The sequence below is a fragment of the Streptomyces sp. NPDC004658 genome (genome assembly GCF_040609555.1).
Classification (GTDB): Bacteria; Actinomycetota; Actinomycetes; order Streptomycetales; family Streptomycetaceae; genus Streptomyces.
The window spans coordinates 1-23,482 of the sequence record NZ_JBEXKG010000090.1; the positions used below are offsets into that span (position 1 = coordinate 1).

The 23,482-nt window shown below is 71.1% G+C and carries 20 protein-coding genes and 1 pseudogene; 5 read left to right on the plus strand and 16 right to left on the minus strand.

Annotated elements, in window-relative coordinates:
• Window positions 1-83: 83 nt before the first annotated feature.
• The 3 genes and pseudogenes from ABZV94_RS26320 to ABZV94_RS26330 form a co-directional block, all read left to right on the plus strand.
• Window positions 84-383: pseudogene (locus ABZV94_RS26320) on the plus strand (hypothetical protein); the annotation flags it as partial.
• 66 nt (window positions 384-449) lie between these two features.
• Entirely contained in the window at window positions 450-1,262 is an 813-nt protein-coding gene (locus tag ABZV94_RS26325; protein WP_356344359.1) for a DsbA family protein, read from the plus strand.
• A gap of 93 nt (window positions 1,263-1,355) precedes the next feature.
• On the plus strand, window positions 1,356-3,026 hold the full coding sequence (locus tag ABZV94_RS26330) for an alkaline phosphatase D family protein (protein WP_356344362.1): 1,671 nt from the start codon (window positions 1,356-1,358) through the stop codon (window positions 3,024-3,026).
• A gap of 18 nt (window positions 3,027-3,044) precedes the next feature.
• Here the strand turns inward: ABZV94_RS26330 and ABZV94_RS26335 are convergent, their stop codons facing one another.
• Entirely contained in the window at window positions 3,045-3,617 is a 573-nt protein-coding gene (locus ABZV94_RS26335; RefSeq protein WP_356344364.1) for a dienelactone hydrolase family protein, read from the minus strand.
• Window positions 3,618-3,722: 105 nt separating this feature from the next.
• On the opposite strand from ABZV94_RS26335, the gene ABZV94_RS26340 reads away from it, so the two are divergent.
• Entirely contained in the window at window positions 3,723-4,829 is a 1,107-nt protein-coding gene (locus ABZV94_RS26340) for a mechanosensitive ion channel domain-containing protein (protein ID WP_356344366.1), read from the plus strand.
• 13 nt (window positions 4,830-4,842) lie between these two features.
• Here ABZV94_RS26340 and ABZV94_RS26345 read toward each other — a convergent pair whose 3' ends face one another.
• The 6 genes from ABZV94_RS26345 to ABZV94_RS26370 form a co-directional block, all read right to left on the minus strand.
• Entirely contained in the window at window positions 4,843-5,583 is a 741-nt protein-coding gene (locus ABZV94_RS26345) for an SDR family oxidoreductase (RefSeq protein WP_356344368.1), read from the minus strand.
• Between the two features lie 93 nt (window positions 5,584-5,676).
• The gene (locus ABZV94_RS26350) at window positions 5,677-7,263 is read right to left on the minus strand and encodes a Na+/H+ antiporter (protein WP_356344370.1); all 1,587 of its coding nucleotides are present in this window, start codon (window positions 7,261-7,263) and stop codon (window positions 5,677-5,679) included.
• Window positions 7,264-7,396: 133 nt separating this feature from the next.
• Window positions 7,397-7,870 carry a GNAT family N-acetyltransferase gene (locus ABZV94_RS26355; protein ID WP_356344373.1) on the minus strand — a complete coding sequence of 158 codons (474 nt, stop codon included), beginning with the start codon at window positions 7,868-7,870 and terminating at the stop codon, window positions 7,397-7,399.
• Complete coding sequence (locus tag ABZV94_RS26360; protein ID WP_356344375.1) at window positions 7,861-8,805, minus strand: RluA family pseudouridine synthase; 945 nt, start codon at window positions 8,803-8,805, stop codon at window positions 7,861-7,863. The genes ABZV94_RS26355 and ABZV94_RS26360 overlap by 10 nt, the downstream gene beginning before the upstream one ends.
• 69 nt (window positions 8,806-8,874) lie before the next feature.
• On the minus strand, window positions 8,875-9,516 hold the full coding sequence (gene lspA / locus ABZV94_RS26365) for a signal peptidase II (RefSeq protein ID WP_356344378.1): 642 nt from the start codon (window positions 9,514-9,516) through the stop codon (window positions 8,875-8,877).
• A 67-nt stretch (window positions 9,517-9,583) separates the two neighbouring features.
• A complete protein-coding gene (locus tag ABZV94_RS26370; RefSeq protein ID WP_356344380.1) occupies window positions 9,584-10,969 on the minus strand; it encodes a TraR/DksA C4-type zinc finger protein in 1,386 nt (461 codons plus the stop codon).
• A 606-nt stretch (window positions 10,970-11,575) separates the two neighbouring features.
• Here ABZV94_RS26370 and ileS point away from each other — a divergent pair.
• Window positions 11,576-14,719: an isoleucine--tRNA ligase gene (ileS, locus tag ABZV94_RS26375; RefSeq protein WP_356344383.1), complete on the plus strand. Its 3,144-nt coding sequence runs from the start codon at window positions 11,576-11,578 to the stop codon at window positions 14,717-14,719.
• A gap of 191 nt (window positions 14,720-14,910) precedes the next feature.
• Here ileS and ABZV94_RS26380 read toward each other — a convergent pair whose 3' ends face one another.
• From ABZV94_RS26380 to ftsW, 9 genes are all read right to left on the minus strand, one after another.
• The gene (locus ABZV94_RS26380; RefSeq protein WP_356344385.1) at window positions 14,911-16,041 is read right to left on the minus strand and encodes a DivIVA domain-containing protein; all 1,131 of its coding nucleotides are present in this window, start codon (window positions 16,039-16,041) and stop codon (window positions 14,911-14,913) included.
• Window positions 16,042-16,095: 54 nt separating this feature from the next.
• Entirely contained in the window at window positions 16,096-16,386 is a 291-nt protein-coding gene (locus ABZV94_RS26385; protein ID WP_356344387.1) for a YggT family protein, read from the minus strand.
• 60 nt (window positions 16,387-16,446) lie between these two features.
• Window positions 16,447-17,088 (minus strand): cell division protein SepF, encoded by a 642-nt coding sequence (sepF, locus tag ABZV94_RS26390; protein ID WP_030642042.1) that lies wholly within the window; start codon window positions 17,086-17,088, stop codon window positions 16,447-16,449.
• Between the two features lie 128 nt (window positions 17,089-17,216).
• A complete protein-coding gene (locus ABZV94_RS26395; RefSeq protein ID WP_356344390.1) occupies window positions 17,217-17,936 on the minus strand; it encodes a YggS family pyridoxal phosphate-dependent enzyme in 720 nt (239 codons plus the stop codon).
• 6 nt (window positions 17,937-17,942) lie between these two features.
• Entirely contained in the window at window positions 17,943-18,674 is a 732-nt protein-coding gene (pgeF, locus tag ABZV94_RS26400; protein WP_356344392.1) for a peptidoglycan editing factor PgeF, read from the minus strand.
• Window positions 18,671-19,879, minus strand: coding sequence for a cell division protein FtsZ (ftsZ, locus tag ABZV94_RS26405; RefSeq protein ID WP_356344394.1), 1,209 nt, complete (start codon window positions 19,877-19,879; stop codon window positions 18,671-18,673). The genes pgeF and ftsZ overlap by 4 nt, the downstream gene beginning before the upstream one ends.
• Before the next feature lie 279 nt (window positions 19,880-20,158).
• Window positions 20,159-20,953, minus strand: a complete 795-nt coding sequence (locus ABZV94_RS26410) for an FtsQ-type POTRA domain-containing protein (RefSeq protein WP_356344396.1) — start codon at window positions 20,951-20,953, stop codon at window positions 20,159-20,161.
• A gap of 29 nt (window positions 20,954-20,982) precedes the next feature.
• Window positions 20,983-22,071, minus strand: coding sequence for an undecaprenyldiphospho-muramoylpentapeptide beta-N-acetylglucosaminyltransferase (murG, locus tag ABZV94_RS26415; RefSeq protein ID WP_356344399.1), 1,089 nt, complete (start codon window positions 22,069-22,071; stop codon window positions 20,983-20,985).
• 6 nt (window positions 22,072-22,077) lie between these two features.
• Window positions 22,078-23,445, minus strand: a complete 1,368-nt coding sequence (ftsW, locus tag ABZV94_RS26420; protein WP_356344401.1) for a putative lipid II flippase FtsW — start codon at window positions 23,443-23,445, stop codon at window positions 22,078-22,080.
• Between the last annotated feature and the right edge of the window lie 37 nt (window positions 23,446-23,482).

A 23,482-nucleotide genomic window follows, 5' to 3' on the forward strand; every position in this document is an offset into this window, starting at 1 on the left:
GCTGCTGCTGACGGGCCTGACCCGGGACGGCGTCTACCTCGTGGAGAACGGCGAGGTGACCGGGCAGGTGAACATGTGCCGGGGCGCTGCTCGCCCACGCCAGCCCGGCCGCCGCCTGGCTGCTGCTCGCCACGCACATCGGCGTGGGGCTGCTCGCCGCCGCCTGGCTGCGCCGGGGCGAGCGGGCACTGACCCAGCTGCTGCGGGCGGTCGCCGCCACCACGTTCCGGCCGCTGCTGCTGGCGGTGGCCGCGGTCGCCGCACGGCCGCTGCCGGCCCGCCGGCTGCCCCGCCCGGTCCCGCACCGCGCCGCCGCCCGCGACCGGCTCCTCACGCACTCCCTGGGACGGCGAGGACCGCCGCGCTCACCGGCATTCGCCTGAGCACGACCAGTCCCCCACACGTATCCCGCGTACGACGTGTGCGCGTCCCATATGGAGATCACCACTATGAGCAAGCGGAACAGCCAGTCGGCGAAGATGGCGGCCCGGGAGCGGCTGCGCCAGGAGCGCGAGCGGCAGGCCAAGCGCGACAAGGCCAAGCGGCAGCTCGTCGTGGCCGCCTCGGTCGTGGCCGTCCTGGCCGCGGCCGGCGGCATAGGTTACGCCGTCGTGCAGAACAACAAGCCCGCCTACTGGGAGGCCGCGAAGGACGACAAGCTCGTCAAGCCGGCCAACACCACGGGCACGGACGGCACGACGATCGTCATCGGCAAGAGCAGCGCCAAGAAGACCCTCGTGATGTACGAGGACCCGCGCTGCCCGGTCTGCGCCCAGTTCGAGCAGGCGGTCGGCCCGACCGTCAAGAAGGACCTCGACGCGGGCAAGTTCAAGATCCAGTACGTCGGTGCCACCTTCCTCGACAAGAACCTGACCGGCGAGGGCTCCAAGAACGCGCTCAGCGCGCTGGGCGCCGCGCTCAACGTCAGCCCCGAGGCGTTCCTCGAGTACAAGACCGCGATGTACTCGAAGAAGTGGCACCCCGAGGAGACCACCGACAAGTTCAAGGACGACAGCTACCTCATCGAGATCGCTGACACGGTCCCCGCGCTGAAGGGCAACGCGGCGTTCCAGAAGGCCGTGAAGGACGGCACCTACGACAGGTGGGCGCTGGAGGAGTCCAAGATCTTCGACAAGGACGGCATCTCGGGCACCCCGACCCTGAAGATGGACGGCAAGACGCTGACCGGCTCCGACGGCAAGAACGCGCCCATGTCGGTCGCCGAGTTCAACACCGCGCTGGAGGCCGCCCTCAAGGGCTGACCCGGCCGGCTGATCCGACCATCGGCCGAAGAGCGGGCGAACTTTTGGAAGTTCGCCCGCTCGCGCGCGTACCGATCAGTAACCTGATCGTCCGTGACCAGTCGATACAGATCATCCGAGGCCTCCCAGGGCCTCGGTCCGCTTTCGCCCCGCCGCCGTACGGTCGTCAAGGCCGCGGCGGCGACCGCTGTCCTGGCCGGACCGCTGGCCGCCGCACTGCCGGCCCGCGCCGCCACGGACACCCCCGCCTTCCTGCACGGTGTCGCCTCCGGCGACCCGCTGCCCGACGGCGTACTGCTGTGGACCCGGGTGACCCCGGTCCCGGAGGCGATACCGGGTTCGGGGCTCGGCCCGGACACCGAGGTCAGCTGGGTCGTCGCCAGGGACAAGGCGTTCACCAGCATCGTCGCCAAGGGCTCCACCACCGCGACGGCCGCCTCCGACCACACCGTGAAGGCCGACATCCGCGGCCTGGAGCCGGCCACCGACTACTGGTTCCGCTTCTCGGCCGGCGGCACCGACTCCCCGGTGGCGCGCACCCGCACCGCGCCGGCGGCGGACGCGGACGTCTCCTCCCTGCGCTTCGGCGTCGTCTCCTGCGCCAACTGGGAGGCCGGTTACTTCTCCGCCTACCGCCACCTCGCCGCCCGGAACGACCTGGACGCCTGGCTGCACCTCGGCGACTACATCTACGAGTACAAGTCCGGCGAGTACGGGACCCGGGGCAAGGTCGTCCGCCCGCACGCGCCGGCGGGCGAGATCCTCACCCTCGCCGACTACCGGATCCGGCACGCCACGTACAAGACCGACCCCGACCTCCAGGCCCTGCACCTGAAGGCGCCGGTCATCGCGATCTGGGACGACCACGAGTTCGCCGACAACGCCTGGTCGGGCGGCGCCGTCAACCACACCGAGGGCGCCGAGGGCACCTGGGCGGCCCGTCAGGCCGCCGCCAAGCAGGCGTACTTCGAGTGGATGCCGGTCCGCCCCGCCATCGCGGGCACCACCTACCGCCGGCTGCGCTTCGGCAAGCTCGCCGACCTCTCCCTGCTGGACCTGCGGTCCTTCCGTTCCCAGCAGGCGTCCACGGCCAGCGGCTCGGTGGACGACCCGGACCGCACGCTCACCGGGCGCGCCCAGCTCGACTGGCTGAAGGCCGGCCTGAAGGCCTCCGACACCAGGTGGCGGCTGGTCGGCAACTCCGTGATGATCTCGCCGTTCTCCTTCGGCTCGCTGTCCGCCGACCTGTTCAAGCCGCTCGCCAAGCTGCTCGGACTGCCCCAGGAGGGGATCGCCGCCAACACCGACCAGTGGGACGGCTACACCGACGACCGCCGCGAACTGCTGGCCCACCTGCGCTCCAACGCCATCGGCAACACCGTCTTCCTGACCGGTGACATCCACATGGCGTGGGCCAACGACGTCCCGGTGGACGCGGGCACCTACCCGCTGTCGGCGTCCGCGGCCACCGAGTTCGTGGTGACCTCGGTGACCTCCGACAACCTGGACGACATCGTGAAGGTGCCCGAGGGCACGGTCTCCGCGATCGCCGCGCCGGTCATCAAGGCCGCCAACCGGCACGTCCACTGGGTGGACACCGACCGGCACGGCTACGGCGTGCTCGACATCACTGCCGACCGCGCGCAGATGGACTACTACGTGCTGTCCGACCGCACCGACCCGAACGCGACCTCCAGTTGGGCGCGCTCCTACCGCACCCGCAGCGGCACGCAGAAGGTCGAGCGCACCTACGACCCGGTGTAACCGCCCCGGGGCGACCGCTCAGCCGAGCGACTCGAGGAAGCCGAGCGCCACCCGCCAGGTGGCCTCGGCGGCCTCCGCGTCGTAGTCCGGCAGCCCGGGGTCGGTGTAGAGGTGCCCGGCCCCGGCGTACCGGTAGACCTCCACATCGGCGCCCGCGCGGCCCATCTGCAGGTACCAGGCGCTCAGCCAGTCGTCCGTCTCGAACGGGTCCGGCTCCGCCACGTGCAACTGCACCGGCAGTTCGTCCACGTGCGCGTTCGGCGCGATGTCGGACGTGCCGTGCAGGAGCAGCAGCCCGCGCGCCTTGTCGTCGCCGAGGGCCAGGGTCTGGGCGATGGACGCGCCGAGCGAGAACCCCGCGTAGACCAGCCCCCGGTCCGAGTACGGCGCCGCCGCCAGCACGGCCCGCTTGAGCAGTTCCTCCTTGCCGATCCGCTCCTTGAACTCCATACCCTCCTCGACGGTGTCGAACGTACGCCCCTCGAAGAGGTCCGGCGTCCACACCTCGTGGCCCGCCGCGCGCAGCCGGTCCGCGGCCTCGCGCACCGCGGGCCTGAGCCCGAAGGTCGAGTGAAAGAGCATGATGTTCATGAGGCCATGGTGCCAGCCGGCCACGGCAGTGCCGGTGCCGCCGTACCCAGGAACCCGCAGAACTCACATGTTCATGACCTCCTCTCGCCGGTTAGGAGCGGAGGCATGGAGAACGTACTCCGCCCCCTGATCGTGCTCGGCGGCACGGTGCTGCTGACCCTGGCCATCGGCTGGGCCACCGACCGGCTGCTGTGCAAGGCCGACGAACGCGACCACGACACCCCGCTGTGGGGGCTGCTGCGCCGTGCCCGCATCCCCTACCAGCTCGTCCTGTGCACCGCTCTGCTGCGCGGATCGTACGACCAGGCGAAGCTGCTGGAGCGGCACCAGGTCGGCATCGGCCGGACGCTGACGCTCGTGCTGATCGGGTCGGCCGCCTGGCTGGTGATCCGCATCGCCGCGGCGGTCGTCGAGACCACCTACACCCGCTATGCCCGCATCCACCGCGACGCGGCCCGGGTGCGCCGGGTGCGCACACAGGTGGAGCTCATCATGCGGGTGGTGTCCGCGATCGTCATCGTCGTGGCCGTCTCGTCGATGCTGCTGACGTTCCCGGCGATGCGCGCGGCGGGCGCCTCCCTGCTGGCTTCGGCGGGCATCATCGCCGCCATCGCCGGTGTCGCCGCCCAGTCGACGCTCTCGAACATGTTCGCCGGGTTGCAGATCGCCTTCGGCGACATGGTGCGCATAGGCGACACCGTCGTGGTCGACGGCGAGTGGGGCACCGTCGAGGAGATCACCCTCACCTTCCTGACGGTCCGCACCTGGGACGAGCGCCGGATCACCATGCCCGTGTCGTACTTCACCTCCAAACCCTTCGAGAACTGGTCCCGTGGCACCCCGCAGATGACCGGGATCGTCTACTGGCATCTGGACCACAGCGCGCCGATCGAGGCGATGCGCGAGAAGCTGCGGGACATCCTGCGTTCGTGCCCGGCCTGGGACGGCCGCGCCTGCAATCTCCAGGTGACGGACACCACGCCGAACACCATCCAGGTGCGCGCGCTGGTGACGGCGAAGGACGCGGACGACATCTGGACGGTGCGGATCACGGTCCGCGAGCAGATGATCACCTGGCTGTCGACGGAGCACCCCTACGCGCTGCCCCGGGTGAACACCGCGGAGTCGGTGCTGCCGCCGTCCCGCGTCCCGTCCCCCGACGGCGCCTCCCTCCGCCGGGCCTACGAGTTCCCGCGCACCGGCCGGGGCTGACCGCCCGAGCCGCTCAACGGCCCCGTTCGGCACCTCCGTTCACCTGGACGATCTGCGAGGTGATGTGACCGGCGGCGGGCGAGGCGAGCCAGTGCAGGGTCTCGGCGACATCACCGGGTATGCCGGGGCGGCCGGTCGAGGTGTCCGCGATGAGCCTTTCCCGCCGGGCCTCGTCCATGGTGTCGCCGAAGAACTCGGTGTCCTCGACGTACCCCGGGGCGACCACGTTCACGGTGATGCCGCGCGGGCCCAGCTCCCGGGCCAGGTCGTGGGCGTACGGGTGCAGCCCGGCCTTGGCCGCCGCGTAGGCACCCGTGCCCGAGCCCCGGTAGGCGGCGATGGAACTCAGGAACAGCACCCGCCCGCCGGGCTCGGCGAGCCGGTCCTTCAGCGCCTCGGTGAGGAGCGCGGCGGTCAGGGTGTTCTGCCGGAAGTTGACGGTCCAGTTGTGGGCGACCCGGTCGACGGGGTCGTCGCTGCCGGCCGGGGGCTCCAGGTACCCGGCTCCTCCGGCTCCGTTCACGAGCACGTCGACGGTGCCCAGCTCGTCGGCGACGAACCGGGCGACACCGCGCACGTCACCCGGTTCGGAGAGGTCCGCGGCGTAGGTGAGGGCCCCGGGGACACCGGCCTTCTCCAGCACGCCCGCGCGCCGCCCGAGCAACAGCACCCGGTCCCCGTCCGCCGCGAACGCCCGCGCCGCCGCCCGTCCGATGCCCGTACCGCCACCACTGATCACGATGTTGCGAGTCATGATCCGAGCGTAGGAGCGAAAGACGGGGGACGCCGAGGGTTGTCCACAGGGTCGGCACATTCGTATGACTGGCCGGGGGCTCGTGCGGAGCACTCACCGCAGGCTGCGCACGTCGAGGTGCCGCAGCACCCGGTCCACGATCTCCGGATCCGCCCCCGGCTCGCTCCGTGCCGCCAGTACCTCGTGGCGCGCGGCGCTCAGCATCTCGTTCTGGATGCGCCGCACCCGCTTCAGCCGCCTGGCCCGCTGGTGATGCGCCTCCCGCCGCTCCTCCTCGCCCATGTCCGGGCTGATCCGGATGCCGATGTCGAACGCCCGCCGCAGCATCTGCTCGGAGAGCTCCTCGGGCAGCTCCTCCACCTGCTCGATCTCCCGCAGCCGCCGCTTCGCGGCCTTCGCCGCCCGCACCGCCAGCTCCTTCTCGAACTCCTTCTCCCGCTCGGAGTCGGCCCGCACGCCGAGCCGCCTCACCAGCCACGGCAGCGTCAGCCCCTGCGCCACCAGCGTGGCCACGATCACCCCGAAGGCGATGAAGACGATCTCGTCGCGGTCGGGGAACGGCGCCCCGGCGTCCGTCTTGAGCGGCACGGCCAGCGCCAGCGCCACCGAGGCCACCCCGCGCATCCCGGACCACCACATCACGACGGTCTCCCGCCAGCTCACCGGGATCTCCTCGTCGTAGTTCCGGCGGGCGTGCAGCCGCTTGGTCAGCCAGGTCGCCGGCAGCAGCCACAGCAGCCGTACGACGATCACCACGCCCACCACGGCCGCCGCCCAGCCGAGCATCTCGCCCCACCGCCCCTGGGCCGTGCGGATGGCGTTGTGCAGCTCCAGACCGATGAGTCCGAAGGCGACGCCCGTGACGAGGGTGTCGATGATGTCCCAGAAGGTGTGCCCGGCGAGCCGGGTCATCACGTCGTCGGCGTCGGTGGCGTACTCGGCGAGGAACAGCGCCGTGGTGAGCACCGCGAGCACCCCGGAGCCGTGCAGCCGCTCGGCGAGCACATAGGAGGCGTACGGCACCAGCAGGGTCATGCCGATCTGCAGCGTCGGATCACCGAGCAGGTCCATCAGCTTGTTCGCCCCCCAGCCCAGCACCAGGCCCACGGCCACCGCGACGACGGCCGACAGCACCAGGTCCAGACCGGCCCGCCAGGGCGAGAACGTGCCGCTCACGGCCGCGGCGATTGCCACGTGGTACAGCACGATGGCGGTGACGTCGTTGAAGAGGCCCTCGCCCTCCAGGATCGACACCAGGCGCCGCGGCAGCCCCAGCTGGCCGGCGACGCTCGTCGCGGCGACCGGGTCGGGCGGCGCGATCAGGGCACCCAGCGCGACGGCGGCGGCGATCGGAAGCCCCGGCACGATGGCGTTGGCGACGAACGCCACGCACACCGTCGTCACGAACACCAGGGCCACGGCCAGCAGGAAGATCGGGCGGACGTTGGCCGCGAACTGCCGCCAGGAGGTCCGGCGCACGGCGGCGTAGAGCAGCGGTGGCAGCAGCGCCGGCAGGATCAAATCCGGCGGGATGTCCACGTTGGGCACGAACTCGGCCACGGCGAGGGCCCCGCCGAACAGGGTCATCAGCACCGGCGCCGGCACTCCGAACCGGTCCCCCACCGGGACGCTCACCAGGGCCCCGAGCAGCAGTACGAACAACAGAGCCAGCTGGTCCACGGACGGCGCTCCGGGAGTCGACGATCACACGGCAGACCTCAAGCCTGCCATGACGCCCGCGCCCCGGCGTACCGACGCCTTGACGCCCGCGCACCCCGGCGGAGTCGCGCGCGGCCGAACAGCGGCTCCCCGGCTACAGGGCCCGGCGCATCGCCCGGTGCGGTATGCCCGCGTCCGGGAACTCCGGGCCGTACGCCTCGTAGCCGAGCCGCTCGTAGAAGCCCAGGGCGTGGGTCTGCGCGTGCAGGTCCACCGCCGTGAGGCCGCGCGCGCGTGCCTCGTCCTCGATGGCGCGCACCAGGGCCGCGCCGACGCCGAGCCCACGGGCCTCCCGGGAGACGGCGAGCCGGCCCAGGGAGCCCACCGCCGGGTCCCCGCCGGTCTTCCCGGCCGCCGCCTCGCCGTGCAGCAGGCGCCCGGTGCCCAGCGGCACCCCGTCCTCGCGGACCGCCAGCACATGGACGGCCACGGCGTCGTAGGCGTCGTACTCGATGTCCTCGGCCACGCCCTGCTCGGCCACGAAGACCTCCTTGCGGACCGAGAAGCAGGCCTCGCGGTCGGCGAGGTCCTCGGCGACCCGGACCGTGTAGGCGGGGCTCAGGCCCATGTCTCCTCCCGGACCTGGTCGAGGGCCTGCTGGAGGTCCTCGGGGTAGTCGCTCTCGAACTCCACCCAGGAGCCGTCGCCGGGGTGCTCGAAACCGAGGCGTACGGCGTGCAGCCACTGGCGGGTCAGGCGCAGCCGCTTGGCGAGGGTGGGGTCGGCGCCGTAGGTGAGGTCGCCGACGCACGGGTGGCGGTGGGCGGCCATGTGGACGCGGATCTGGTGGGTGCGGCCCGTCTCCAGCTTGACGTCCAGCAGGGAGGCCGCGCGGAAGGCCTCGATGAGGTCGTAGTGGGTCACGGAGGGCTTGCCGTCGGCCGTGACCGCCCACTTGTAGTCGTGGTTCGGGTGGCGGCCGATCGGGGCGTCGATGGTGCCGCTCGTGGGGTCCGGGTGGCCCTGGACCAGGGTGTGGTAGCGCTTGTCGACCGTGCGCTCCTTGAACTGGCGCTTGAGCGAGGTGTAGGCCCGCTCCGACTTGGCGACCACCATCAGGCCCGACGTGCCGACGTCCAGGCGGTGCACGATGCCCTGGCGCTCGGCGGCGCCGGAGGTGGAGATCCGGTATCCGGCGGCGGCGAGACCGCCGATGACGGTCGGGCCGGACCAGCCCGGCGACGGGTGCGCGGCCACGCCGACCGGCTTGACGATGACGACCACGTCATCGTCGTCGTGCACGATCTCCATGCCCTCGACCGGCTCGGCGACCACCTGCACCGGCGCGGGCGCCTGCGGCATCTCGACCTCCAGCCAGGCGCCGCCGCGCACCCGCTCGGACTTGCCGACCACCGCGCCGTCGACCTGGACCTTGCCGGCCGCGGCCAGCTCCGCCGCCTTCGTGCGGGAGAAGCCGAACATGCGGGAGATGGCGGCGTCGACGCGCTCGCCCTCCAGGCCGTCGGGCACGGGCAGGGTACGGATCTCGGGAATCGTGCTCACCCGTCGAGTATGCCGGACGGGCCGGACGCCTCCGCACGAGCCTGTGGAAAACCCGGGCGGACCCCGCGATCAGTCCTTGTGGACCGTGCCGTCGGGGTCCAGACCGCGGAAGGACAGCAGCACGATCAGGATGCCGCCGCACACGATCGCCGAGTCGGCGAGGTTGAACACCGCGAAGCCCTTGGGCGCGATGAAGTCCACCACCTCGCCCTCGAAGACACCCGGCGCCCGGAAGATCCGGTCGGTGAGGTTGCCGAGCGCGCCGCCGAGCAGCAGGCCGAGCGCGATCGCCCAGGGAAAGCTGTAGAGCTTGCGGGCCAGGCGGATGATCACGACGATCACGGCCGCGGCGATCAGCGTGAAGATCACCGTGAAGGCCGCGCCGAACCCGAAGGCGGCACCCGGGTTGCGGATCGCGTGCAGCTCCAGCAGGTCCCCGACGACCTGGATGGGCGCGTGGCCCTCCAGCCGGGACACGACGAGCATCTTGCTGACCAGGTCGAGGGCGTACGCGAACGCGGCCACCGCGAACAGCACGGCGATCCTGCGCCCGCGGCCGGTCCGCCCCGCCGGCGTCTCCGGCCCGCCCGGGCCCGCCTCCCCGGACGCACCGACCGCGCCGGCGCCGGCGGGTGCTCCGGGCGCCGCCGCGTGCTCGCCGCCGTCGTCCGGGGTGCCCGGCGTACCGATGATCCGCTCCGCCTCTGCCACGTGAGTCCCTCAACCTAGGTGCCTGACTGAGGACGAGAGTACGGCACGCCCTGAGGGCCCCTCACGCTCAGGAGCGGCGTTCCTGCTTCTGCTTGCACTCCACGCACAGCGTGGCCCTCGGGAACGCCTGCATCCGGGCCTTGCCGATGGGATTGCCGCAGTTCTCGCACAGGCCGTAGGTGCCCGCGTCGAGCCGTTCCAGGGCACGCTCGGTCTGGGTCAGCATCTCGCGCGCGTTGGCGGCCAGCGCCAGCTCGTGCTCGCGCGTGATGTTCTTGGTGCCGGTGTCGGCCTGGTCGTCGCCGGCACCGTCCCCGGAGTCCCGCATCAGGCCGACCAGGGACGCCTCGGACGAGCTGATCTCCTCCCTGAGCCGCTCCAGCTCGGACTGCAGCTCCGCGCGGGCCTCGTCGACCTCTTCCGAGGTCCAGGGCTCCTCGCCGGGGCGTACCGCCAGTTCGCCGGGCTCCACCGCGCCGAGCCGCGCCTTGGGAACGGCGGTCTGTTCCGCCGTGGCCGTGCCAGGAGTCTTCTTCGCAACCACCGTCGTGGCTCCCGTCTGCTGTGCGGCCCGCGCCGCGCCCGCGTCCTTGGTCGTGCTCTTGTCGGCCGTCCCCTTCACCGCGGCCTCCTCGGCAGCGGCCTTCCCGGTGGCGGTCCTCTCGGCGACGGCCTTCTTGCCGGCCGCTTCCTCGGCGGCCGTCCCGTTGGCGGCCGTGTCCTTGGCGGCCGTGTCCTTCATCGCGGACTTCTCCGCCACGGCCGTCTGCTTGGCGGCCGACCTCTTCGTGGCCGTCCTCCTCATCGCGGCCTTCTCCGCCGCGGCCGTCCTCCCGGCCGCCGCGTCCTTCACAGCCGTCTCCTTCGCGGCCGGCTTCTTGCCGGCCGTTCGGCCGGCGGTCGTCCCGCCGACGGCCGTCCTGTCAGCCGCCGACTCCTTGGTGGGCGACTTCCTGGCCGCCGACTCCTTGGTGGGCGACTTCTTGACGGCCGACTTCTTGGTGGCCGCCGTCTTCGCGACGGCCTTCGCCGCCGTGGTCTTCTTCACGCCCGTTTCGCCGGCCGGCTTCTTCACGGCCGGCTTCTTCTCAGCGGCATTCTTCTCAGCAGCGTTCTTGTCAGCCGTCTTCCTCGCGACCTTCCCGGTAGCGGCCGATTCCTTGCCGACGACCGCCTTGCCCACGACCCCCTTGCCGACGACCGCCTCGGTGCCCACCTTCCCGGCCACCGCCTTTCCAGGCACCGCCTTCCCGGCCACCGCCCCGGCGGCGGCCGTCTTGCCGGCCCCCGCCTTCGTGGCGGCCGCCTCGACGGGCGCCGCCTTCTCGGCCACCGGCTTGCGGGCAGCCGTCTTCGTGGCGGCCGTCCTGCCCTGGGCCGTCTTCTTGGTGGCAGGCCTCGCGCCGGTCTTGCCGGTCGCCGGCTGCTGTACGGCGGTCTTCTTCGCCACCATGGCCGCGGCCCCTTCACATATTGTGATCTTGCTCGCGAATCGTGCTGGGACGATAAATCGACTTGAGTCCCGCGGCAACGGGGCACACCGCCCGATTCGCCCGCCCGCACCCCCCGAGCCACGGGCATGCATCCGTTGTGCCCAGCTCCCCGCCGGGTAATCCGCCGGGCCGGCGCCGCACCGGCCCCGGTGCCCCCTCCCCTGCCCATTCGAGTCATACGGCCCGGTCGTACGGCCCCCGCCCGCGCCGCGCGGAAAACCGGTCCGCCGCTGTCCGCGCGGCGCCGTACACTGGGCGGAGCGAGAAGCGTGGATGGGGACGAGTAGCGGCGTACGCAGCCCAGAGCGACCCGGGGACGGTGTGAGCCCGGGGGCGAGCGCGACGTGAAGATCACCCCGGAGCCGCCGGAAGAAAACCGCAGCCGAAGGGCGGCGGCGAGTAGAACCGGCTTCGCGACCCCAATGAGGGGGCTCACCGGCGCGTACGGCGCGGCGGGGGGCCAAGGAGGGTGGTACCGCGGGAGCGCGCCGCACACGGCGTAGACAGGATCGAAGGCTCTCGTCCCTCCGACGGAAGGCAGCAAGTCCGTTGGAGGATGCTCGCAGATGACAGCGCCGACGTACCGCCAGGTGCCCGCACAGGTCGACCTGCCCGCTCTTGAGCACGCCGTGCTCGACTTCTGGCGCGAGCAGAAGATCTTCGCCAAGAGCCTGGAGCAGTCCGAGGGCCGCCCGGAATGGGTGTTCTACGAGGGCCCGCCCACGGCGAACGGCATGCCCGGCGCCCACCACATCGAGGCCCGCGTCTTCAAGGACGTCTTCCCCCGCTTCCGCACCATGCGCGGCTACCACGTGGCCCGCAAGGCCGGCTGGGACTGCCACGGCCTGCCCGTCGAGCTGGCCGTCGAGAAGGAGCTGGGCTTCTCCGGCAAGCAGGACATCGAGGCGTACGGCATCGCCGAGTTCAACGCCAAGTGCCGCGAGTCCGTGACCCGGCACACCGACGCCTTCGCCGAGCTGACGACCCGCATGGGCTACTGGGTCGACCTGGACGACGCCTACCGGACCATGGACCCCGAGTACGTGGAGTCGGTCTGGTGGTCGCTGAAGCAGATCTTCACCAAGGGGCTCCTCGTCCAGGACTACCGGGTCGCCCCCTGGTGCCCGCGCTGCGGCACCGGCCTGTCCGACCACGAGCTGGCGCAGGGCTACGAGACGGTCGTCGACCCGTCGGTGTACGTCCGCTTCCCGCTCACCTCCGGTCCGCTCGCCGGCGAGGCCGCGCTCCTGGTGTGGACGACGACCCCCTGGACCCTGGTGTCCAACACGGCGGTCGCCGCACACCCGGAGGTGACCTACGTGGTCGCCACCGACGGTGAGGAGAAGCTCGTCGTCGCCGAGCCGCTCGTCGCCAAGGCGCTCGGCGAGGGCTGGGAGACAACGGGCCAGACCTTCACCGGCGCCGAGATGGAGCGCTGGACGTACCAACGTCCGTTCGAGCTGGTGGAGTTCCCGGCTCCGGCACACTTCGTGGTGAACGCCGAGTACGTGACCACCGACGACGGCACGGGCCTGGTGCACCAGTCCCCGGCCTTCGGTGAGGACGACCTCAAGGTGTGCCGCTCCTACGGCCTGCCGGTCGTGAACCCGGTCCGCCCGGACGGCACCTTCGAGGAGGACGTCCCGCTGGTCGGCGGCGTCTTCTTCAAGAAGGCGGACGAAAAGCTCACCGAGGACCTGAACCAGCGCGGCCTCCTCTTCAAGCACCTGCCGTACGAGCACAGCTACCCGCACTGCTGGCGCTGCCACACCGCGCTGCTCTACTACGCCCAGCCCTCCTGGTACATCCGCACGACGGCCATCAAGGACCGGCTCATCCAGGAGAACGAGAAGACCAACTGGTTCCCCGAGACGGTCAAGCACGGCCGGTACGGCGACTGGCTGAACAACAACATCGACTGGGCGCTGTCCCGCAACCGCTACTGGGGCACCCCGCTGCCGATCTGGCGCTGCGAGGAGGACCACCTCACCTGTGTCGGCTCCCTCACCGAGCTGAGCGAGCTGACCGGCACCGACCAGTCGGGCCTCGACCCGCACCGTCCGTACATCGACGAGGTCACCTTCGCCTGCCCGCACGAGGGCTGCGGGACGACGGCCACGCGCGTGCCGGAGGTCATCGACGCCTGGTACGACTCGGGCTCGATGCCGTTCGCGCAGTGGGGCTACCCGTACAAGAACAAGGAGCTGTTCGAGAGCCGGTACCCGGCCCAGTTCATCTCCGAGGCCATCGACCAGACCCGTGGCTGGTTCTACACGCTGATGGCCGTCGGCACGCTCGTCTTCGACCGGTCGTCGTACGAGAACGTCGTCTGCCTGGGCCACATCCTGGCCGAGGACGGCCGCAAGATGTCCAAGCACCTGGGCAACATCCTCCAGCCGATCCCGCTCATGGACCAGCACGGCGCGGACGCGGTGCGCTGGTTCATGGCGGCCGGCGGCTCCCCGTGGGCGGCGCGCCGGGTGGGCCACGGCACGATCCAGGAGGTCGTCCGCAAGACGCTGCTGACCTACTGGAACACGGTCGCCTTCCAGGCCCTGTACGCCCGCACGTCGAACTGGGCGCCGTCCGCGGCGGACCCGGCGCCGGCCGAGCGCCCGGTGCTGGACCGCTGGCTGCTGTCCGAGCTGCACGCGCTCACCGACCAGGTGACGCAGGCGCTGGAGGCGTACGACACCCAGCGCGCCGGCAAGCTGCTGTCCGCGTTCGTCGACGACCTGTCGAACTGGTACGTCCGCCGTTCCCGCCGCCGCTTCTGGCAGGGCGACAAGGCCGCGCTGCGCACGCTGCACGAGGTGCTGGAGACGGTCACCAAGCTGATGGCTCCGATCACCCCGTTCATCACCGAGCGGGTGTGGCAGGACCTGATCGTCCCGGTCACCCCGGGAGCGCCGGAGTCCGTGCACCTGGCCGCCTGGCCGGAGGCGGACCTGTCGGCGATCGACCCGGACCTGTCGAAGCAGATGGTCCTGGTCCGCCGGCTGGTGGAGCTGGGCCGCGCCACGCGCGCGGAGTCCGGTGTCAAGACGCGTCAGCCGCTGTCCCGGGCGCTGATCGCGGCGACCGGCTTCGAGGCCCTGGACCCGGAGCTGCACGCGCAGATCACGGAGGAGCTGAACGTCGAGGGGCTGGCGTCGCTGAGCGAGGTCGGCGGCAGCCTGGTCGACACCACCGCGAAGGCCAACTTCCGGGCGCTCGGCAAGCGGTTCGGCAAGCGGGTGCAGGACGTGGCGAAGGCGATCGCCGCCGCCGACGCCGCCGCGCTGTCCCTCGCCCTGCGCGAGGGCACGGCCTCCGTGGAGGTCGACGGCGAGACGGTCGCCCTCGCTCCGGACGAGGTGATCATCACGGAGACCCCGCGCGAGGGCTGGTCGGTGGCCTCCGACTCCGGTGCCACGGTGGCGCTCGACCTGGAGATCACCGAGGAGCTGCGGCAGGCGGGCCTGGCCCGTGACGCGATCCGGCTGATCCAGGAGGCCCGCAAGAACAGCGGGTTGGACGTCGCCGACCGGATCGCCCTGCGCTGGACCTCCACGGACCCGGCCGTGGTCGCGGCCCTCAGCGAGCACGCGGCGCTGATCGCCGACGAGGTGCTGTCGACCGACTTCGGTCAGGGTGAGGCAGACGACAGCTTCGGTGACCCGTTCACCGACGAGGGTCTGTCCCTCACGTTCCGGCTGCGCAAGGCGTAGGCGCCGAGCGGTTCCGGAAGGGCCCGGCCTCCGTCGTGGAGGCCGGGCCCTTCTTCATGGTTCCGCCGTCACGCAACGGCGTGGAAGTCGTCACGCAACCCGCGTAAAAAGGGCGGGCCCCCAGGACCGAAGTCCAAGGGGCCCGCCCTATCAGACGCTGCCGACGCCGTTGTCGTACTGGTGCCCGGTGATCAGTTGTCGTCCTCGTCGATCAGGAACCCACGCATCGGCGAGGGAGCCTGACCCATCGGGGACGGACCCTGCGGGCGTACCGGGGCCATGGGCTGGGTCATGGCCGGGGTCATCTGCTGCTGGCCGCCGTAGGACGGGGCGGACGGCGAGGGGTTGCCGCCCATCGTCTGGTTGCCGCCGTACGACGGGGCGCTCGCGCCGGCCGGTGCCATGGAGGGCGCCGGGGACGGCGGCAGGGACGCGGTGGCCGGGGTGCGCGGCGGGGCCAGCGAGTCGTCGGCCTGGGTCTCCAGCTGGCGCAGCTGCGACTCCAGGTACGACTTCAGGCGCGTGCGGTACTCGCGCTCGAAGCCGCGCAGGTCCTCGACCTTGCGCTCCAGCGTGGCGCGGGCGGACTCCAGCGAGCCCATGGCGACGCGGTGCTTCTCCTGCGCGTCCCGCTCCAGGGCGTCGGCCTTGGCACGGGCGTCACGCTCCAGACCCTCGGCGCGGCTGCGGGCCTCGCCGACGATCTTGTTGGCCTCGGAGCGGGCCTCGGCGATCGCCTGGTCGGCGGTCTGCTGGGCCAGCGAGAGGACACGGGCGGCGCTGTCGCCGCCGGGGCCCTGACCGGGGCCACCCATCGGACCGCCCATGGGGCCACCCATGGGACCGCCCATCGGGCCGCCCATCTGCTGCTGCATGGGCGGCTGTCCGCCCATCGGGCCCTGACCCATCGGACCCTGGCCCATCGGACCGGGACCCTGCGGGCCGCCCTGACCGCCGGGACCGGCGGGCAGCTGCGGGGCACCGCTCGGCAGCTGGGGCGGACCACCCATGGGGCCGCCCATCTGCTGCTGCGGCGGGCCCGATATCCCGGCGGGCACCGGAGCGCCGGGACCTCGCATGCCCTGCTGCTGGTGCTGCTGCTGGTCCTGCTCCGGGGGCTTGCGCGCGTTCTGCTGGTTCTGCGCGGCGGCGCGGGTGGCCGCGGCCAGCTTGGCGCGCAGGTCCTCGTTCTCACGGAGGAGACGGGTCAGTTCGGCTTCGACCTCGTCGAGGAAGGCATCGACCTCGTCCTCGTCATAGCCTTCTCGGAGGCGGACGGTCGTGAACTGCTTGTTCCGCACGTCCTCGGGGGTCAACGGCATCTCTTCACCTCAACGTAGTCATCGGCAGTCGGCAAGACCGGATCGTCCCCACCCTCATCTCACGAAGCCCTGCGCAATGGAGATGAGAATGTAGACGATGATCATCAGTACGAAGAAGGACAGGTCGAGCGCCACGCCCCCGAGACGCAGCGGCGGGATGAACCGCCGCAGAAGCTTCAGCGGTGGATCGGTGACAGTGTAGGTGGCCTCCAGGAGGACCACCATCGCCTTGCCGGGTTGCCACGAGCGGGCGAACTGGAAGACGTAGTCCATGACCAGCCGGAAGATGAGCACGACGAGGAACACCATCAGCGCGATGTAGATCACCTGCGCGAACACGCTCATGGCTTGTGGTTCCCTCTCCCCTGTTCCGTGCTCTTCCGTGCTTCGATCCGGTCGTACGTCTCAGCTCTGGTTGAAGAACCCGCCCTCTGCGATGCGGGCCTTGTCCTCCGCCGTGACATCGACGTTAGCAGGAGACAACAGGAACACCTTCTGCGTCACCCGCTCGATGCTGCCGTGAAGACCAAACACCAAACCGGCCGCAAAGTCGACAAGTCGCTTGGCGTCTGTGTCATCCATCTCAGTCAGATTCATGATCACCGGGGTGCCCTCACGGAAGTGTTCCCCGATGGTACGGGCCTCGTTGTAGGTCCGCGGGTGAAGCGTGGTGATCCGGTAAGGCTCTCGTTCCGACACGACCTTGGGCATGATCACCGGCGCGTTCTTCTCCAGGGACTGACGTTCTTGTGTGATGGATGCCACGGGCGCGATCCGCGCCGGACGTCCTGATTCCGCGGCAAGCGAAGTCGAACGGGCGACCGGTTCGCGAGGCGCGGGCGGTTGTACGATTCGCACCTCTTCGTCCCTTTGGGACTGGTGTGCACCGTGCGACTGGTGCGACGGCTCGTGCCGTCGGTGGTCCCGCTCGGGCTCCGGGTCCAACTCGGGCTCGAAGTCGTCGTCGGGGTCGAATCCGCGGCCGTCGTACCCATCGTCCTCCACGAGGCCGAGGTAGACCGCCATCTTGCGCATCGCGCCGGCCATGCTCTGAGTCCTCCGCTCTGTGGTGGATCGACTGACGACTGCCAAGTGCCCGCGATCCACGTGGTCGTTGTGCCCGCCTTGGCGTGCATTGACCATATTTTCTGCTGTGGTCCGACTTCCTGGCGACGTTACCCGAGCCTAGGGCGGACTCCGAGTACCGCGGTGCCGACGCGCACATGTGTCGCCCCGGCGGCCACGGCCTGTTCGAGGTCCGCGCTCATCCCTGCCGACACCATGGTTGCAGCCGGATGGGCTCGGCGCAGGTCAGTCGACAAAACCATCAGGCGCTCGAACGCCGCCTGTTCGCGCCCCGCGTACTCCCCGGTGAGCGGAGCGACGGTCATCAGTCCGTCCAGCCGCAGTCCGGGCGCACCGGCGACGAGGTCGGCCAACTCTTCGATTCCTTCCGGGGCCACGCCACCGCGGTCACCCCTGCCGCTCGCGCCGGCGTCGAGCGCGACCTGGATGAGACAGCCCACCTCGCGCTCCGCCCGCACCGCCTCCTTCGACAGCGCGGCGACGAGCCGGGAACGGTCGACGGACTGCACGACATCGGCATAACCGACCACGGAACGCACCTTGTTGGTCTGCAACTGACCGACAAAGTGCCACTTCAGGGGCAGATCCGCACAGGCGGCGGCCTTGGGGGCCGCGTCCTGGTCGCGGTTCTCGGCGACGTGGCGCACACCGAGCTCCGACAGGATCCGCACATCGCTCGCCGGGTAGGTCTTGGTGACCACGATCAGGGTCACCTCCTCCCGGGCGCGCCCGGCAGCCTCGCACGCGGCGGTGATGCGCTCCTCCACCTTCGCCAGGTTTGCGGCGAGTTGCGTCTTACGGTCCGTCATGCCCCATCAGTCCAGCCAGACATAGCCCGCGAGCCGCCCGGTGGTGCGGTCGCGTCGGTACGAGAAGTGGTCGCCCGACTCCAGCGTGCACACCGGCGCCTGCGCCCGGTCGCACACCCCGAGCCGGTCGAGCTGCGCGTGCACCCCCGCGCTCACGTCGAGCGCCGGCGTGCCCCAGCTCGTTTCGGCGTGCGCCGCCGGCTCCACGGCGGCCACCTCGGCGCGCATCGCCTCCGGCACCTCGTAGCACCGGCCGCACACGGACGGGCCGGTGCGGGCGACGATCCGGCGTGTCTCGGCGCCGAGTTCCACCATGGCCCGCACGGCGGCGGGGACGACCCCCTTGACCATGCCGGGCCGCCCGGCGTGCGCCGCGGCGACGATCCCGGCGACGGGGTCGGCCAGCAGCACCGGCACGCAGTCGGCGGTCAGGACGGCGAGGGCGAGTCCGCGCCGGGCGGTGACGATCGCGTCGACCTCCGGCACGACGGTCCCCGTGCCCCAGGGCTCGTCCACCACCGCGACGTCGGCACCGTGCACCTGGTTCATCCAGACGACCAGGCCGGGGTCCAGGCCCAGCGACTTGGCCGCCAGCTCCCGGTTGCCCCGCACCGCCTCGGGCGTGTCGCCGACGGCACCGCCGAGGTTCAGCTCCTCATACGGAGCGGCGCTCACCCCGCCCCACCGGTCGGTGAAGGCGAAGTGCGCGCCGCTCACGCTCTCGCGCTGTCCTATCACTTGAGGAAGTCCGGGACGTCCAGCTCCTCGGCCGCGCTGTCCGAGTAGGTCCGGGGCGCCGGCGTCACCGGCGGCGTGACCGGGATCTCGGCCACCGGCTCGGGCGCCGGCTCCGGCTCCTCCTTCGGCTTGACGCTGCCCAGCGAGCCGAAGGACGGACGGCTCGGCTCGCTCGGCCGGGCCGGAGCGGGCTCCTCGCGGCGGGCGGGGGCCGATCCGGAGGCCGTGCCGAGGACGTTGTCCCGGCGGGCGGGCGGCTGGCCGCCGTCGAAGCCGGCCGCGATCACGGTGACCCGGACCTCGTCGCCGAGGGCGTCGTCGATGACCGCGCCGAAGATGATGTTGGCCTCGGGGTGGGCGGCCTCGCTGACCAGCTGGGCCGCCTCGTTGATCTCGAACAGGCCGAGGTCGGAGCCGCCGGAGATGGAGAGCAGCACGCCCCGGGCGCCGTCGATGGACGCCTCCAGCAGCGGCGAGGAGATCGCCATCTCGGCCGCGGCCACCGCGCGGTCGTCGCCGCGGGCCGAGCCGATGCCCATGAGGGCCGAACCGGCCTCGGACATGACCGACTTGACGTCGGCGAAGTCCAGGTTGATCAGGCCGGGGGTGGTGATGAGGTCGGTAATGCCCTGAACACCGGAGAGCAGGACCTGGTCGGCGGACTTGAAGGCGTCCAGGACCGAGACCTGGCGGTCCGAGATGGACAGCAGCCGGTCGTTCGGGATGACGATGAGGGTGTCGACCTCTTCGCGGAGTTCGGCGATGCCGTCCTCGGCCTGGTTCGCGCGGCGCCGTCCCTCGAAGGTGAACGGGCGGGTGACCACGCCGATGGTCAGGGCGCCGAGCGAACGCGCGATGTTGGCCACGACGGGCGCGCCGCCGGTGCCGGTGCCGCCGCCTTCACCGGCCGTCACGAAGACCATGTCGGCCCCCTTGAGGACCTCCTCGATCTCCTCGCGGTGGTCCTCGGCGGCCTTGCGGCCGACGGCCGGGTTGGCTCCGGCGCCGAGTCCGCGGGTGAGTTCGCGGCCGACGTCGAGCTTGACGTCGGCGTCGCTCATCAACAGCGCCTGTGCGTCGGTGTTGATGGCGATGAACTCGACGCCCTTGAGACCGACCTCGATCATCCGGTTGATGGCATTGACACCACCGCCGCCGACACCGATGACCTTGATGACTGCGAGGTAGTTCTGCGGTGCTGCCACGTCGAAGGCCTCTCGCCTCGAATTACGTTGTCGCCGCCGTGCGGTGCCCCGCGCCGGGACGACGGATGCCGAATGGGACGGTCCGTAGCGCCGACCCGAACCCTAACCCTGAAGTTTAGGGTTACCAGTGTGTCTGTTCCCTGGAGTCTTCTGAACAGGACACTAAGTCGACAAGTGGCGCCCGTTCAACGAACACGCCGAACCTCCCGTTTTTCTTTTCACCCTATGTGATCAGCCGTAGCAGTGCCCAACCAGGGTGCTGGCCTGCGCTGATGTGCGTCAACTCCCCGATGACGCAGGGGCGGTGGGCGCGCTGACGTCGAAGTGCCGCGCGCCGGGGGATGCTTTCATGAGAGCCGTGAGGGCCCGTGCCTTGGCACGGCCCTGTTCGCCGCTGCCCCACGCGACGGTGCGGCCGTCGGCCAACTCCAGCCTGATGTCGTCGTAGGTGCGCACGTGGACGGCCCGGGCGGCCCTCGCCACGGCGGCCGGCAGGTCCCCCGCGACCCGGACCGCCTCGCGCACCAGCCGGTCGGCGCCGAAGCGCCGGAAGCTGGCGGCACCCGAACCCGTCCGGGACGGGGACAATTCCAGCATCGGAACGCCGTGCGGCGCCTGCGCGACCGTGGCGAACCGGACACCGTCGTCGTCGACTTCGACGAAGTGCGCGCCCTTTCGGATGAGCAGGACCGGAGTGCGCTCGATCACTTTCAGGCCGATTCCATGCGGCCAGGAACGAACCACATCTACGGTGTCGATTCGGGGCAATTTCCGGCGAAGTCGGGCCTCGATGGCATCCGTGTCGACGGAAATCATCGGTTTTCCGACGGGCACGGCCGCCGCCCGGCGCACCTCGGCCGGGGTCAGCACGCGCGTGCCCGACACCGAGACGTGCTCGACGCGCAGCCACGAGGAGCCGTACAACGCCCAGGCGGAACCCGCTCCCAGGAGCACGAGGAGGGTACCCAGGACGATGATCACACGAAGGCGCCGTCGGTTGAGCCCCCGGGCGAGCGGCGGGCCGGACGACTCCTGCTGGCGTTCACCGCGCTCGGCGGTGGAGGGTCCGGCCACGCTGCTCACTGCCCTTTCGTCATACGGTCCTATCGGCGCGAGGCGATCGCCTCGTACACCATGCCGACGAGCAGGTCGTCGGCGTCCCGGCGGCCGAACTCGCTCGCCGCGCGGGACATCTCGTACAGCCGGTGCGGATCGGCGAGCACGGGCAGCACGTTCTGCTGCACCCACTCGGGGGTCAGCTCCGCGTCGTCGACGAGGAGCCCGCCGCCGGCCTTGACCACCGGCTGGGCGTTGAGCCGCTGTTCGCCGTTGCCGATGGGCAGCGGGACGTACGCGGCCGGGAGTCCGACGGCGGAGAGTTCGGCGACGGTCATCGCGCCCGCGCGGCAGAGCATCATGTCGGCCGCGGCGTACGCGAGGTCCATCCGGTCCAGGTAACTTACCGGGATGTAGGGGGGCATTCCCGGCATCTGGTGCACTCGCGGCAGTTCATTCTTCGGGCCGACCGCGTGCAGGATCTGGATGCCTGCCTGCTGGAGCCAGGGGGCGACCGCCTGCGTCACCTCGTTCAGCCGCCGGGCGCCCTGCGAGCCGCCGGAGACGAGGAGCGTGGGCAGGTTGGGGTCGAGACCGAAGCGGTGGCGGGCCTCGGGCCGGACGGCGGCGCGGTCCAGCGTGGCGATGGAGCGGCGCAGCGGGATGCCGATGTAGCGGGCGTCACGCAGCTTGCTGTCCGGGGTGGAGACGGCGACCCGGGCCGCGTACCGCGAGCCGATCTTGTTGGCCAGGCCCGGACGCGCGTTGGCCTCGTGGATCACGATCGGCACGCCGAGGCGCTTGGCGGCCAGATAGCCGGGCAGGGCGACATAGCCGCCGAAGCCGACCACGCAGTCCGCCTTGGTGCGCTCCAGGATCTGCTCGGCGGCCTTGATCGTGCCGCGCAGCCGGCCCGGGACGGTGATCAGCTCGGGGGTGGGCTTGCGCGGCAGCGGCACCGCCGGGATCAGCGCCAGCTCGTAGCCGCGCTCCGGGACGAGCCGGGTCTCCAGGCCGCGCTCCGTGCCCAGGGCCGTGATCCCCACGGTCGGGTCCTGCCTGCGCAGGGCGTCCGCGAGGGCGAGCGCGGGCTCGATGTGGCCGGCGGTCCCTCCACCGGCGAGTACGACATGCACCGAAATTCACCGCTCTCCGGACGAGCGCGCCGCCGAGGCACGCCGTCGCATCGTGTTCCATCTCCGAGGCCCCCGCTCGGCACCGGAGCCTCCCGCCCGCTTTCTACCAAAGCGAGGTTGCCGCATCGCAAGCGCTGCCCGCGCAGCGGGCTCGTCGCGCGCGAAGGCGATCAGCAGCCCGATGGCGAACATGGTCGGCAGCAGGGCGGACCCTCCGTAGGAGAACAGCGGGAGGGGGACGCCGGCGATCGGCAGCAGGCCGAGCACCGCACCGATGTTGATCACCGCCTGGGCGGTGATCCAGGTGGTCACGCCTCCCGCGGCATACCTCACGAAGGGGTCCTCCGTGCGTCCGGCCACGCGGATACCCGCATAGCCTAGAGCCGCGAACAGGGCGAGCACCGACAGCGTCCCCGCCAGGCCCAGTTCCTCACCGGTGACGGCGAAGATGAAGTCGGTGTGGGCTTCCGGGAGTTGGCCCCATTTTTCCACACTCGCGCCCAGTCCGGAGCCGAAGAGTCCGCCGGAGGCCAGGGCGTAGATGCCGTGCACGGCCTGCCAGCAGTCCGCGACCCCGGCCTTGGGCTCGGTGGCCCCGATGCAGGCGAGGCGGGCCATCCGGTTGGGGCTCGTCTTGATGAGCGTCACACCGATCAGGCCGGCGACGGACAGCACGCCCGCGAACAGCCTGGTCGGCGCGCCCGCCAGCCAGAGCAGGCCGAAGAGGATCGCCGTGAGGATGATCGCGGTGCCCATGTCGCCGCCGAGCATGATCAGCCCGAGCAGCAGGAAGGCGACCGGGACCAGCGGCACCAGCATGTGCTTCCACTGCGTCAGCAGCTTCTTCTCCTGCTTGCGGGCGATCAGGTCCGCGCCCCACAACACCAGGGCGAGCTTGCCGAACTCGCTGGGCTGGATCTGGAAGGAGCCGCCGAGGGAGATCCAGTTCTGGTTGCCGTTGACCGCCATCCCTATCCCGGGCACCTGCACCAGGGCCATCAGGAAGACGGCTCCGGCGAGGATCGGGTAGGCCAGCGCCCGGTGCAGCTTCACCGGCATGCGGGAGGCGGCGAACAGCAGTGCGCCGCCGATGAGCGCGGCGAGGAACTGCTTGCGGAAGAAGTACGACCCGGGCAGCGACAGCTGGAGCGCGGTGATCTGGGAGGCGGAGTAGACCATCACCAGGCCCAGCACGGTGATCAGCACACTGCCGCCGACGATCAGGTAGTAGGCGGTCAGCGGCCGGTCCCAGGCCCTGCGCGCGCGCGTGTAGAGCCGTTGTACGGGGTTCTCGCGCGGGGGCCGGGGAACGGCGGACCGCGGGCGCCGGGACGCCCGCTGCACGGGTGGCCGGCCGGTACGGCTACTGGGCATCGGCGCCTCCGGTGAACGTCGACCGTCCCACGCGTCC

Coding starts and splice junctions, on each gene's coding strand:
- ABZV94_RS26325 (WP_356344359.1), top strand. CDS start 450: ATGAGCAAGCGGAACAGCCAGTCGGCGAAGATGGCGGCCCGGGAGCGG.
- ABZV94_RS26335 (WP_356344364.1), bottom strand. CDS start 3,617: ATGAACATCATGCTCTTTCACTCGACCTTCGGGCTCAGGCCCGCGGTG.
- ABZV94_RS26340 (WP_356344366.1), top strand. CDS start 3,723: ATGGAGAACGTACTCCGCCCCCTGATCGTGCTCGGCGGCACGGTGCTG.
- ABZV94_RS26345 (WP_356344368.1), bottom strand. CDS start 5,583: ATGACTCGCAACATCGTGATCAGTGGTGGCGGTACGGGCATCGGACGG.
- ABZV94_RS26355 (WP_356344373.1), bottom strand. CDS start 7,870: ATGGGCCTGAGCCCCGCCTACACGGTCCGGGTCGCCGAGGACCTCGCC.
- ABZV94_RS26370 (WP_356344380.1), bottom strand. CDS start 10,969: ATGGTGGCGAAGAAGACCGCCGTACAGCAGCCGGCGACCGGCAAGACC.
- ileS (WP_356344383.1), top strand. CDS start 11,576: ATGACAGCGCCGACGTACCGCCAGGTGCCCGCACAGGTCGACCTGCCC.
- ABZV94_RS26380 (WP_356344385.1), bottom strand. CDS start 16,041: ATGCCGTTGACCCCCGAGGACGTGCGGAACAAGCAGTTCACGACCGTC.
- ABZV94_RS26385 (WP_356344387.1), bottom strand. CDS start 16,386: ATGAGCGTGTTCGCGCAGGTGATCTACATCGCGCTGATGGTGTTCCTC.
- sepF (WP_030642042.1), bottom strand. CDS start 17,088: ATGGCCGGCGCGATGCGCAAGATGGCGGTCTACCTCGGCCTCGTGGAG.
- ABZV94_RS26395 (WP_356344390.1), bottom strand. CDS start 17,936: ATGACGGACCGTAAGACGCAACTCGCCGCAAACCTGGCGAAGGTGGAG.
- ftsW (WP_356344401.1), bottom strand. CDS start 23,445: ATGCCCAGTAGCCGTACCGGCCGGCCACCCGTGCAGCGGGCGTCCCGG.